The organism is Bowmanella denitrificans (assembly GCF_002887595.1).
Taxonomy (GTDB): domain Bacteria; phylum Pseudomonadota; class Gammaproteobacteria; order Enterobacterales; family Alteromonadaceae; genus Bowmanella; species Bowmanella denitrificans.
Genome location: NZ_PEBU01000005.1, coordinates 271054 through 284736 on the forward strand (window position 1 = coordinate 271054; position 13683 = coordinate 284736).

Here is a 13683-nt window from a genome sequence, read left to right on the forward strand (position 1 = left end):
AATGGCTTTATTCTGGGTGTGCTGATGCCTTTAGTGTATTTTTTCTGCACTAAATAAACAGCCAAATAAGCGTTTCAGGCACTGATGCACAAAGGCGGCATCGAATTCCCGGCCACCATTGGCATGGGCAAACTCCATCTGGCTGATGGCGGCAAGGATAAGATGAGCATCCTGCCAGGGCATAGCACTGCCAAAACGCTGGCAAACCGATTCAATCATTTGTAATTGCATATGAGTAAAGGCCTGAATCTTGGCTGCCAGCGGCGGGGCAATGTTAAAGGCATACACAAAATGGCTTTCCACCCCAAGCTCGCGGCGCCGCTGCGTGACCCCGGCCTGAATATGCTGAGTCAGAAAATCAGCCAGTTGCTCGGTCAGTAACGCCATCTGTGCTGCATTTATCTGCCCTTCGGGCAACTGACATTGCTGATCAATACTGGTCCGCACTTTGTCACGATACGGCTGGGTTTGTTCGACAAAACGATCAAAGGCCGCTTCCACCAGTTTGTCCAGGGTGCCAAAGTAGTAACTGGTGAGCGACAGCCTGACCCCGGCGCGATTGGCAATAGTGCGGTGAGACAATGCGGAAAGGCCTCCCTCGGCAATAAGATCCAGCGCAGCTTCAAGTATTTTGCTGCGGGTAATTTCACTTTTAGCTGCCTTTTTATCCGCCTTGTCTGTCATGCCATATCCTGTCTGTTACAAAAGTCTGACGTTATCCAAGCCCCAAGGACCAGTCAAGCCGCTTTCTCCGCCAGGCTATGCCGGTGCCCTACAACAAATCCATAACAAATCATTGACATATCCACTACTCAGAAATTAAATTGGACGAGTGTCCAACAAAACATACCGACCACTCTGGCCGGACGCACGCAGGAGAATCCGCCATGCCCGTTAATTTGAAATTCAGTGCTGTGGCACTGTCCACCAGTCTGGCCCTGGCTCCGGCCTGGGCGCAGGATGCTCAACCGGCTGACGAAGGCGCGCTGGAAGTGATTATGGTATCGGCACAAAAGCGCAGCCAGAGTGTCAAAGAGGTACCCATTTCCATTACCGCCATCCCGGCGCAAAAGCTGATCGATAACAATCTCAGCACCGCAGAGCAGCTTTCCAGTAATATCGCCAACTTTTCGGTAGGTCAAACCGGCCAGGGATTTGCCATCAATATGCGAGGCCTGGGATCTGGCTCCAACCAGGGCTTTGAGCAAACCGTCGGCACTTACGTAGACGGCATTTATCGCGGCCGAGCGCAACTGATGCGCAGCAGTTTTCTGGATGTCCAGCGTATAGAAGTGCTGCGTGGCCCGCAAAGCACCTTGTTCGGTAAAAACACCACCGCCGGGGCGCTGAATATTGTCACCGCCAGACCCACAGACGATCTGCGCGGTTATCTGCATGGTGCATATGAGCTGGACAATGGCTACAGCGTGGAAGGGGCAGTTGGTAATGCCCTGACAGACAACCTGCAAGGGCGCATTGCGGTAAAGATCATTAGCGAAGACGGCTTTTTGCGCAACGACCTGATGGACCGTGACGAAGTCGCCAGAGATACCCTGCTCGGCAGAGTGTCGCTGGCCTGGCAGCCAGCCGATGACATCGAGGTATTATTTCGCTATCAGTTTGACCGTGAAGATTCAGACGGGGTACGCAATGCCCAGCCCGTCGCTGAATCCGTATATTTAAACGGCACAGCACAGTTGCCGGATTACTTTGGCGACCCACGCCAATATGTTTTAGACGATGTCACCCAAAAAGGCCTACGCGAGCTGGGTGAAGACGAAGGCACCGACTATCAGGCCGATCACCTGACCCTTGACGTGCAATGGCAACTTGGCGACCTCAGCCTGACGTCCGTCACTGGCTGGCAACACTATGACTTAGCCCTCACCAGTGACGGCGATGACAGCCCAGCCCCGCTGGTGTATCGCCAGTACAATGATGAAGAATATCGCCAGCTCAGTCAGGAGCTAAGACTGACGTCCGACTGGCAGGGACCACTGAATTTTATTGCCGGTGCTTACTATCAGGATTCTGAGCTGGATTTTGCCGAAGCCTATCGAATTTATCCGTTGAATGCGCTGGGGCCGCGTGATTACCAGAATGATTCAGATACCTGGGCCATATTCAGCCAGTTTGACTACAGCTTCAGTGACAACTGGCAGGCGACCTTAGGGTTGCGCTACTCCCAGGAAGATAAACAAGGCAGTCGCACCCTGACGTTGGTGGAACTGTCCAGCGGACAGGCCATCGCCGGGCAGGCGCTGGTCAATGTACCGGATATGTTGCAGGCCATGGGGCTGCCCGAACAACTTCCGCCCGACATCTATCTGGGTATTCTGGCCAGTGAATTGCAACTGGAACAACATGGGGTAAAGGGTGAGCGCACCGAAAAGGCCTTTTCGCCAGCACTGAATGTGAAGTATAAGTTCGACGGCGGCATGCTGTATGGTGCAGTGTCCACCGGCACCAAAGCCGGTGGCTTTGATGCCCGGGCCAATGTGGCCAGGGACTGGGAGTTTGAAGACGAGTCGGTGGTGGCCTATGAGCTGGGCGCCAAGCTGACTCTGGATGATGGCAGCGCTGATTTGAATCTGGCCTTGTTCAATATGGAATTTGAAGATCTGCAAACCTCCACCTTTGACGGCACTGCTGGCTTTTTCGTTGAGAATGGCGGTAAATCCACCAGCCGCGGGGTGGAGATGGATGGGCGCTGGCAATTTGCTGATAATTGGCGTTTGTCAGGCAACCTGGCCTGGCTGGACTTCAGTTGGGACGAATTCAAAGGCGCTAAGTGTTTCTACAGCCTGATGTATACCCCGGATAATATGGCAGCCGACGGTCAGTCCTGCGACTTATCCAGTAAAACCGGCGCTTTTGCCCCTAAATGGTCCGGTTCGGTGGATCTGGATTACATAGTGGAAGTCGGCGACGGCATGGAGCTGAAGGTGAATCTGCAGAATCAGTTCAAGTCCATGCATTACACCAATTATGACTTAAACCCCTTTACCGCCCAGGGCGGCTACAACAAGATTAATCTGCGGGTCGCGCTAGCCGATTATGTGAACGGCTGGTCGGTGGCTTTATTAGGCAAAAACCTGACCGATAAAACCACCATCAACTATTCCACCGATATGTCTTTCGGGCCTGTGGGCATGTATAGCATTTATACCGAACAGGGTCGCAGTCTGACCCTGCAGTTTGGCTATCAGTTCTGATACCCTCTTCGGCGTGGCAAAGCCTTGTGCCTGTCACGCCGAAAACAACAAGTTGACTACCAGTATGATGCAGACAGAGCCCGGCAATTCAGGCTTTTAAGCGCCCCAGCAGAATATCCTTAAACATCACCCAGTCCCCCATCAGACTATACAATGGGTAGCGAAATGTCGCTGGCTTATTGTGCTCAAAAAAGAAATGCCCTACCCAGGCAAATCCATAGCCAACAACAGGCACCAGCAGCAGCGTCCAAAGCACCCCGCTGAGCAGGCTATAGGCCAGTAGCGCCAGCACCAACCAGGAGCCGATAAAGTGCAAGCGGCGGCAAATCAGATTACGATGCTCTTTCAGATAGTGCGGATAGAAATCGCGAAAGCTCTGATATTCTTTATTCATACAACCTCAGGCTCTTAATTTGAATCGGTTGACCTCTTCGGTAAGGGTTTTGGCAATATTCAGCAACTCCCCGGATGAAGATGACACAGAACGGCTTTGCTGGTTAGCCACTTCCGACCCATCACGAATAATAATCAGCCGCTCGGCAATATCATCGGACACCTTGGCCTGTTGCTCCGAGGCTGCGGCAATAGACAGATTCATATCGTTGATATTTTTTACCAGTGCCTGAATATCTGACAGCATCTCCCCCACTTTCTGGGAATTATCCACGGCCAGGCGGGCATTTTGATCACTGCTGTTAATACGCTCAGAAACCGATTTGGTCACCGACTGCAAAGCGTCGATTTTACTTTGAATTTCGGTGGTGGACTGTTGGGTACGCTGCGCCAGAGTTCTTACCTCGTCAGCCACCACGGCAAATCCACGCCCTTGGTCACCGGCACGCGCGGCCTCAATGGCGGCGTTCAGAGCCAACAAGTTGGTTTGTTCAGCAATATTGTTTATCACATCCAGTATCGCTGCCATGTCCCGCACTGAACTCTGCAAATCCTGCAAACCTTCGGTGGCGGAGCGCAACACTTCCGATACCTGCTCAACAGAACCAACACTCTGCACTACCGTTTGCTGGCCACTGGTGGTCATATCATCGGCCCGTGACGCCGAATCCGCCGCCTCATTACAGTTTTGTGCCACTTCCTTTACCGCAGTGGAATTTTCGTACACCGAACTGGAAATCATCTCAATGGCGTTATTTTGTTCTTCACTTAACGCCGCCGACTTTTGTGCAATATCACTCAGCACCGCCGACGCTTTGCTGGCCAATTCAGCCTGAGAGCGTATCTTGCCCAGCAACTCACTGAGCTTGTCTATCATCAGGTTAAATGCTGCCGCCAGTTGTGCCAGTTCATCAGAGCCGGGCATACTAATTTGTTCGGTCAGATCCCCTTCGGCTATCCGCACGGCCTTGGCGATCAGCGAACGGCTGGTGCGCACCACGCGCTTTTCCAACCACCAGTAACAGAGGATCAACATGGCAATAATCACCACCACCGCCAGTACACTGAGCATACTGAAGTTGTCGGCACTGGCCTGGGTGTTATCCAAGGCCTGCTGGGACGATTTGTCGATGGCAAGAATGAATTTCTCTACCGGCGCTTTGATTTTTGTGGTTTCCCGTTCGTAAGCCTGGTTATGCAACATATCCACAGCTTTAAGCCAGCTTTGCCGCTCGCTGTCATCCAAGGTGGTGATGTCTTTATGCTTGAAGGGCTCAACCAGCTCAAAAGCGGCTACTTCGGTATTAACCAACGCCATGGATAACTTATTTGATTCTTCCAGATAGACCAACTCATCACTGCTGATGCCCAGGGCCCTTAAACGATCCAGATATCCGGTGGTTTGTCCGTCGTCCCATTTGGCATTGCCCTGAATCTGTTCCACCAACAGGTTGTATGCATTCAGATATTGGCTGTCCAGGGTGACCACATAATGTCTGGCCAACATGGTTAACATGGAAGAGTTGGTGGCTGACAACTTGGCCAGGTGGCTGGATTGGTAGCGATACTCCGCAGCTTCAAAACTGTCAGCCAGGTTCTGCTTAAGCAACAACACAATTAACAGTAATAACGCAGCAACGGCAATAGTCACGCCAAAGGCTATTCGCAGCAGGTTCTTGATGGTCATAGAGTGGTCCTAACTTAATTTTGCGTGTGACATACCCAGGACCTCCTGTCCTTCAACCTTCATATTCAAACGAGAACAGTTCCATATTCAGAAACCGGGTATAAAAGGCATCAGAATCAATTACTAACCATAGCAGCTTTTAGCAAAGCGCAAGGCCATGTACGGATAAAATCAGCATGTTTGCCATTTAGCCTCCGCTCTTTCGGTAACCGGCCGTTTAATCAGTCCGGCAACGAATTAACAATTTAAAAACACTTGCATTACAACACAAAACAATCTAATTTAATGAAAGCGCTTACATGCCTGTTAAAACAGTTAACATAAGTTGCCCTCAAACTTACACACTCTGTCACAGGCCTTGCTGTTCAAGTGTATTAGCCGTTGCGGACCGAACCCGCAACGGCCATTAACCTCAGACCCAAAGGTTAAATTTATGTTACACTTGCGATGTTCAGCCAGCGCGGGATGCATCTGGGTAGGCGGCGCCACACATTCAGGTCAGGCGCTTTTTTCTGACCAAGAATTGTAAGCGCTTACAAAACAAGATAAATCGATGTCACAGGTCACATCGGGGGACACATGAGATACAACAAATTCAATAAAACCCGGCTGGCTACCAGTCTGTCGCTAATTTTAGGGGCCACCATCTCCCCAGCCTTCGCTCAGGAACCCGCTCAGGCGCAAGGTGCAGAAGATGTGGAAGTCATTCAGGTTTCCGGTATTCGCAGCAGCTTGATTCGCGCCATGGACGTAAAACGCGACAGCAAAGGCGTGGTAGATGCCATTACAGCTGAAGACATGGGTAAGTTCCCAGACACCAACCTGGCGGAATCCCTGCAACGTATCACCGGCGTCTCCATTGACCGTTCAAATGGCGAGGGCAGTAAGGTAACAGTGCGTGGTCTGGGACCAGACTACAACCTGGTGACCCTGAATGGTCGGCAAATGCCAGCCTCCTCACTTGAAGCCACTGTGGCATCATCGTCCCGTTCATTTGATTTTGCCAACCTGGCTTCCGAAGGAATTTCAGGTGTTGAAGTGTATAAGACCGGACGCGCCGACGTACCAACCGGCGGCATGGGTTCCACCATCAATATCCTTACCACCAAACCTCTGAATGCGCCCGGCATGAAAGCCACGTTTGGGGTCAAAGGGGTCATTGATCAATCCAGCGATGAAGGCGATTCCATCACACCTGAATTTTCAGGTCTGTACAGTAATACCTTTGCCGACGATAAATTTGGTGTGGCCATTTCCGGCTCTTACCAGGAAAGACAAAGCGGTAACGCACAAGCCACATCCGGCGGCTGGCGTACCTTCCCCGGCGATATCAACGGCTGGGACTGGGGTGGCGGCAAGGCCGAATGGGGTGGTCTGATTCCTGATGGCGATGACGCCTATCAAAACTATCCCACCGCCGATGACGTGTATTCCGTGCCGCAAAGCCTGGGCTACGCCTTCCATGAGGTGAAGCGCACCCGTACCAATGGTCAATTGGTACTGCAATACCGCCCGGTAGATACCCTGACCACTACACTGGATTACACCTACTCCAAGAACGAGGTCGACGACCGATACCACGACGTTTCCGCCTGGTTTAACTTCGGCCCCTCCACCGGGATATTCTCTGACGGTCCGGCTGTTGCACCTATCATCTACTCCGAAGCTTTTGCCGATCCGGGCGATCTGGCCATGGGTGCGGGTAAGTTTGCCACGGTCAATGAAAACAAATCACTGGGCCTGAATATTGAGTGGCAAGCCACCGATAACCTGCAGCTTGAACTGGATGTGCACGACTCATCCGCAGAATCCAAGCCTGACAGCCCATTTGGCAGCAACAACACTATTGGTATGGCAACCTGGGTGCGTGACGTTACCACCGGGCACTTTGATACGCCACTGCCGGTATTGGAAATTGCCTATCCGGATGGCTTTAACGGTATCCAGGCCGAGGATATGCGCGTCACCGGCAGCTCATTCCGCAACAGCCAGATGCGCAGCGACATAACCCAGGCACAAATTAAAGGCACCTACGTATTCGACGAAAGCATCGTCAAGAGTATCGACTTTGGTGTCAGTACCTCGGAAGTGAAGAATCGTTCTGCTTATTCCAATGTCCAGCAGGACAACTGGGGGGGCTTGGGTGAAGCTGGAGATATTGACCTCAGCGCCTTCTCGTTAGATTCCATCGGCCATCACTTTGATATGGGTGGCAGCGATTCCTCGTTGCTATTGCAGCAATACTTCCGCTGGGACTTCGATACAGTGCGTGCCATCGCTGCGGAAAAATATGGCAATCTGGGGCAAACCGGTGATTGTGGCAACTCTTTCTGTTCCTCTTCGGTGATGACTACAGACCGTCGCACCACGGAAGAGCAACTTGCCGCCTATGCACAGGTTAACTTTGAAGGTGAATGGGGTGACAAGCCTTACAACCTGTCGGTAGGCGTGCGCTATGAAAAAACTGATGTCACCTCCAGAGCGCTGGTGCCCACCTACAGCAATATTGCCTGGGCCGGTGATAACGAATTCAATCTGGTGGCCACCGGGGATCAGGAGTTTACTGAACTGAGCGGCGATTACTCCAACGTTCTGCCCAGCATCGACTTTGACATTGAAGTGATTGATGACGTGGTAATGCGTGCGTCAGTGAGTAAAACCATTGCCCGCCCAAGCTATGCCGATATTCAGGGGGGTCAGACAGTTGATGCCCTGATCCGTATTGATGGCGGTACAGGTCAGCGTGGTAACCCAGGACTTAAACCACTGGAGTCCACTAACTTCGACCTGTCGCTGGAATGGTACTACGATGAAGGCAGCTATGCGTCGGTGGGCTACTTTAAGAAAGACACCAAGAACTTTGTCGGCCGCACCACGGTGGAAGAAACCACCTTTAATCTGCCGCACCCAGCCCAGGGCGCAAGATATGCAGAAGCCGTGGCAGCCGGCGCTGTGGGTAACACCGCCATTCGCGAGTACATTAAACAGAATTATCCCGAAACACTGGATGCCAATGGCTTTATCCTGGGGGTAACCGGTGATGCCATTGCCACCTTTGATATCACGATTCCGGTTAACCAGGATGATGCCAAACTGGATGGTTTCGAACTGGCAGTGCAACATCTGTTTGGTGAGAGCGGGTTTGGCTTTATTGCCAATGCCACCTTCGTAGATGGCGATTTTGACTATGACAACAGCAGTCTGGGTGAACAGTTTGCTTTGCTGGGCATGAGCGACTCCTACAACCTGATTGGCTTCTACGACAAAGACGGTTTGCAGGCCCGTATTGCTTACAACTGGCGTGACAAGTTCCTGTCCAACACGGTGAATGGCCAGGGCCTGCAGAACCCCACGTACGTGGAAGACTACGGTCAGTGGGACGCCAACGTCAGCTACCAGTTGACCGAGAACCTGACCCTGTTTGTTGAGGGATTAAACCTGACCGATGAATACACGCGCAGCCATGAGCGTAATTCGTTGCAACTGGTGAACCTGACCCAGACAGGTCGTCGCTTTAATATCGGCGCGAGATACAACTTCTAATCGCGCATTATGTGGTAAAAAAGTAGCCACGAGGGTGGCTACTTTTATTTGCGGATGTCGATCATGGGAAATGCACAGTGCAATATCGTCATTGTGGGTGGCGGTAGCGCCGGCTGGTTAACAGCCGGGATACTTGCTGCAGAGTATCTGCACACGCCAGGCATCCATATTACCCTGATTGAATCCAGTGATATCAGCAGCATTGGCGTTGGTGAAGGCACCTGGCCTTCCATGCGCACAACCCTGCAACGTATTGGCATTAGCGAAACGGACCTTATCCGTTGCTGCAACGCGTCATTCAAACAAGGTTCGTTATTTCGTCAGTGGCGAAACAACGATGCACAGGACCTTTACCACCACCCTTTTTCACCGCCGGTGGCAGCAGCGGAATTTGATATTTATCCCCATTGGCAACCTTATCAGCAGCAAATTGACTTTGCCCATGCGGTGTCACCGCAGCCCAGACTGATTGAAGCCGGTTTGGCGCCAAAACAAATCAGTACCCCCGAATATGCCTTTGTCTGCAACTATGGCTACCATTTAGACGCCGGTAAATTTGTTGAGCTACTGCGCCGTCACTGCACCGACAAACTGGCGGTGCGGCATATTATCGACAACGTGATTGCCGTGCATGGTCAACCAGACGCACCGATTCGCGCCGTGCAAACCGAGCAGCATGGTGAAATCAGCGGCGAGCTGTTTATTGATTGCAGTGGCTTTGCCGCCTTATTGATTGAGCAGCACTTTAAGATTGGCCTGCACCAGCAGAATAAGGTGTTGTTTAACGATACCGCCCTGGCCGTACAAGTGCCTTATACCGATCCACAGCAGCCCATTGCTTCGGCGACCTTATCCAGTGCCAGGCAAGCCGGTTGGATCTGGGATATCGGCCTGCAAAATCGGCGCGGGGTCGGGTATGTCTATTCATCCGCCCATACCAGCGACGAGGCAGCACAACAAACCTTAAGCAAATACATAGGCGAACAGGGACAGGATCTGAGTTTTCGCAAGATCCCGATTCGTTCCGGTTATCGGCAAAAACTCTGGCATCACAATTGTGTCGCCATCGGCCTGTCGGCCGGGTTTGTTGAGCCCCTGGAAGCGTCGGCGCTGGTATTAATTGAACTGTCAGCCAGATTCGTTGCAGAACAATTGCCATTGAAAGGCACCGATCTGTCGTTGGTCCGGGACCGGTTTAATAGCACTTTTGCCTATCGCTGGCAGCAAATTGTCGACTTTTTAAAACTGCATTATGTGTTGTCGAGCCGGGATGACAGCGATTATTGGCAGGACAACCGCCAACCAGACTCCATTCCCGACAGCTTGCAGCACCTGTTGACCTTCTGGCAGCACAATATGCCCAGTCGTTACGATTTCCCTCACGCTGAGGAAATGTTTCCATCGGCAAGCTTTCAATATATTTACTATGGTATGGGCAAGCACTCCCAGTTGACCGCCAGGCAGTCCATCCAGCGTTATCAGCAACGTGCTCAGGAAGAATTCAGGCAGACAGCGCAAAAAGCCCGGCAACTCGTTAGTCAGCTTCCCGGCAATCGGGCGCTGATCGAAAAAATTCAGGCCCACGGCCTGCAGACACTCTAGGAACATTATGAGCCAGATGAAAGTTGAGTCACTGAATAATATTGATCATAAAGATGTACGTATCGACACGACGAAAGGGGCCTCACTGGGGGACAAGGTGATGCTGAGCATGCTGACCCTGCCCGAGTTCAGAACGGCTCAGGCTTATTACCCTGTGGTGCTGCATAAAAATGCCCAGACCGGGGAATTTTACCCTGTCGCCCTGTTTGGCTTTGAGGCAGAAGAAAATCTTTTTCTGCAGGGGGACCAGTGGCAGGCCGGTTACATTCCGCTTTATCAGCAGCGTGGCCCCTTTCTGATTGGTCAAAGTAATGGGCAGCGGGTGATCCATATTAATATGCAACACCCCAGGGTTAACCTGGACAAGGGTGAGCCTTTGTTTCTGGAATACGGCGGTTACTCACCTTATCTGGAACAACTGGTGTCGGTATTGGAAACCCTGCATCAGGGGGTGGAAATGAATAACCACTTTATCGCCGCATTGCTCGAACTAAACCTGATAGAGTCCTTCTCCCTGGAGGTGCAACTGGACAATCATGCCAAGCATCAGCTACTGGGTTTTTATACCGTGAATGAAAAAAACCTGTCAGAGCTGAGTGCAGAACAACTAGCGGGATTGAACCAGCAGGGCTATCTGGAAGCCATTTATATGATGCTGGCGTCCCAGTCACAGTTTGCCAAACTGGTAGCTATGAAAAATGCGCAGCTGGCACTGACCTGATGTCTGAACCGCTGCACAGCATTGCCCAGGTACAGGGTGTCAGTATTGAACATTTTGAGCTGGCCATGATTCAGGACGCCAGGCCAAAGGTGTTCAGGGGCTTAGTCAATAATTGGCCAGTGGTTAGCGCAGCCAAAGCAGGAGATGAGCAACTGGCAGCCTGTTTACAACACTATGCGGTGGACGAGCCAGTGACGGTCTACCAGGCGCCTGCCGAGGCTGACGGCAGAATATTCTACAACCAGGATATGACTGGTTTTAATTTTCGGCCCGACCGTATGCCATTAAGGCAATTCTTAACAAGCCTGTTGAACGCCCGTCACCAGGTCGACGCCGAAACGCTGTATCTGGGCTCGACCTTGGTAGATAAATGGTTGCCGGGACTTAAACGCGACCACGCAATGCCATTAACGGATGTTGCACCGCTGACCAGCCTGTGGCTGGGCAATCGCAGCCGGGTAGCCGCTCATTTTGATTTTCCAGACAATCTGGCCTGCGTGATTGCCGGTACAAGAAAGTTCACCCTGTTTCCCCCCGAGCAGTTACCAAATCTGTACATCGGCCCGCTGGATTTCACCCCGGCCGGGCAGGCCATTAGCCTGGTGGATGCACAAGCGCCGGATCCGGAAAAATTCCCACGTTTTCACATTGCCATGCAGCATGCCCTAGAAGTCGAGCTACAAGCCGGTGATGCCATTTACATTCCCAGTATGTGGTGGCATCAGGTACAAGGGTTATCGGCAGTTAACGGCCTGATTAATTTCTGGTGGCGCAGCAGCCCGGCCTTTCTGGGCAACCCGTTTGACGCGCTGCGCCATGCTTTACTGGCCATTGGTCAATTGCCTGACCAGCAGCGCCAGGCCTGGAAACATCTGTTTGACCAATATGTGTTTGACAAGCCCGCGCTTACGCATATTCCTGAACATGCCCAAGGTGTGCTGGGCGAGATAGACCAAACCGCTGCACGCCAGCTTCGGGCAGATCTTTTAAATAAACTCAACCGCTGACGTGGCTAAGAGACCCAAGATGAACAAACACGCAATCAAAAGAATCGTTATTGCCGGTGGTGGCACCGCTGGCTGGATTGCTGCGGCCTGTTTCGCCAAGCTGATTGGTAAGCATCTGGATATTACCCTGGTGGAATCCGACGACATTGGCACTGTAGGGGTGGGGGAAGCCACCATTCCGCCACTGTTGACCTTACACAAGTTACTGCAGATTAAAGAGCAGGATTTTATGGCGGCCACCAACGCCACGTTTAAACTGGGCATCGCTTTCGAACATTGGCGCAATCTCGACCAACACTATATTCACTCTTTTGGCACCACGGGCAAGGATTGCTGGGCCGCCGGTTTTCAGCATTTCTGGCTTAAGGCTGAACAATTGGGTATCGCCAAGGATTTTGGTCAGTATTGCCCCGAGCTGGTGGCCGCGCAGCAGAATAAGTTCGCGGTGATGGGCAATCAGGCCATTAATTATGCGTATCACCTGGATGCATCGCTGTATGCCAGGTTTCTGCGTAATATCGCCCAAAGCCATGGCGCCAAGCGCATAGAAGGCAAAATTGCCCAGGTACAAACCTGTGAACACAGCGGCAATATCACTGCCCTTAAGCTGGCAGATGGGCAGCTTATTGAAGGCGATTTATTTATCGACTGCACCGGATTCAGAGCCCTCTTAATTGAGCAAACCCTGCATACCGGCTACGACGACTGGACCCACTGGCTGCCGTGCGATTCGGCCTGGGCAGTGCAAACCAGTTCAGTGCAACCGGCCATTCCCTATACCCGTTCCATTGCCCACCCCTGGGGCTGGCAATGGCAAATCCCGCTGCAAAACCGGGTAGGTAATGGCATGGTCTATTGCAGCCGCTATGTAGCAGACGACGAGGCCAGACAAGCTCTGCTGAATTCGGTACAAGGCGATTGCCTGACCGAACCCAGACTGATTAAGTTTAAAACCGGTCAGCGGCGTAAGCACTGGCATAAAAACTGTGTGGCGATGGGTTTGTCATCCGGCTTTATCGAACCACTGGAGTCCACCAGCATCCATCTGATCCAACGCAGTATTGTCAGACTGTTGCAATTACTGCCTTATGCGTCAGTGGAACAGTGCGATATTGATGAGTTTAATCGCCAGACCGAGCATGAAGTTAACAATATCCGCGACTTTATCATTCTGCATTACCATGTCACCAATCGCACAGACAGCAAGTTCTGGCAGCATTGCCGACAGATGGCCGTGCCGGACTCCCTGCGGCATCGCATTGAGCTGTTCAAACGCACCGGCCGGGTATTTAAGGTGCCAGACGAGCTGTTCGCGGAAAATTCCTGGATCCAGGTGATGATGGGCCAGGGACTGACACCACAGCAATATCACCCAATCGTGGATATGATGTCAGAGCAGGAGCTGCGAGACTTTCTGGCGCATATTAAATCCAACGTCAGCCGTTTTGTGGCCCAGCTTCCTCCGCACCATGACTTTATTCGCCACTATTGCCCCGCCGCGAAGGCCCAGTGACG

At 52.0% G+C, this 13683-nt stretch carries 9 protein-coding genes; 6 read left to right on the forward strand and 3 right to left on the reverse strand.

The window, feature by feature from the left end; translation table 11 throughout:
* Window positions 1-30 precede the first annotated feature (30 nt).
* A complete protein-coding gene (locus tag CSR04_RS11735; protein ID WP_102796482.1) occupies window positions 31-684 on the reverse strand; it encodes a TetR/AcrR family transcriptional regulator in 654 nt (217 codons plus the stop codon).
* A 203-nt stretch (window positions 685-887) separates the two neighbouring features.
* On the opposite strand from CSR04_RS11735, the gene CSR04_RS11740 reads away from it, so the two are divergent.
* Window positions 888-3215, forward strand: a complete 2328-nt coding sequence (locus tag CSR04_RS11740; protein ID WP_102796483.1) for a TonB-dependent receptor — start codon at window positions 888-890, stop codon at window positions 3213-3215.
* A gap of 88 nt (window positions 3216-3303) precedes the next feature.
* On the opposite strand, the gene CSR04_RS11745 is transcribed toward CSR04_RS11740, so the two are convergent.
* Window positions 3304-3609 carry an Mpo1-like protein gene (locus CSR04_RS11745; protein ID WP_102796484.1) on the reverse strand — a complete coding sequence of 102 codons (306 nt, stop codon included), beginning with the start codon at window positions 3607-3609 and terminating at the stop codon, window positions 3304-3306.
* A gap of 6 nt (window positions 3610-3615) precedes the next feature.
* Entirely contained in the window at window positions 3616-5295 is a 1680-nt protein-coding gene (locus tag CSR04_RS11750; protein WP_102796485.1) for a methyl-accepting chemotaxis protein, read from the reverse strand.
* Window positions 5296-5874: 579 nt separating this feature from the next.
* On the opposite strand from CSR04_RS11750, the gene CSR04_RS11755 reads away from it, so the two are divergent.
* The 5 genes from CSR04_RS11755 (at window position 5875) to CSR04_RS11775 (ending at window position 13681) form a co-directional block, all read left to right on the forward strand.
* Window positions 5875-8838, forward strand: a complete 2964-nt coding sequence (locus CSR04_RS11755) for a TonB-dependent receptor (protein WP_102796486.1) — start codon at window positions 5875-5877, stop codon at window positions 8836-8838.
* A gap of 63 nt (window positions 8839-8901) precedes the next feature.
* Window positions 8902-10440, forward strand: coding sequence for a tryptophan halogenase family protein (locus CSR04_RS11760; RefSeq protein ID WP_102796487.1), 1539 nt, complete (start codon window positions 8902-8904; stop codon window positions 10438-10440).
* Window positions 10441-10447: 7 nt separating this feature from the next.
* Entirely contained in the window at window positions 10448-11161 is a 714-nt protein-coding gene (locus CSR04_RS11765) for a SapC family protein (protein ID WP_102796488.1), read from the forward strand.
* The gene (locus CSR04_RS11770; protein WP_216362555.1) at window positions 11161-12168 is read left to right on the forward strand and encodes a cupin-like domain-containing protein; all 1008 of its coding nucleotides are present in this window, start codon (window positions 11161-11163) and stop codon (window positions 12166-12168) included. Before CSR04_RS11765 ends, CSR04_RS11770 begins: the two co-directional genes overlap by 1 nt.
* 19 nt (window positions 12169-12187) lie before the next feature.
* The gene (locus CSR04_RS11775; protein WP_102796490.1) at window positions 12188-13681 is read left to right on the forward strand and encodes a tryptophan halogenase family protein; all 1494 of its coding nucleotides are present in this window, start codon (window positions 12188-12190) and stop codon (window positions 13679-13681) included.
* The last annotated feature ends 2 nt before the right edge of the window (window positions 13682-13683 follow it).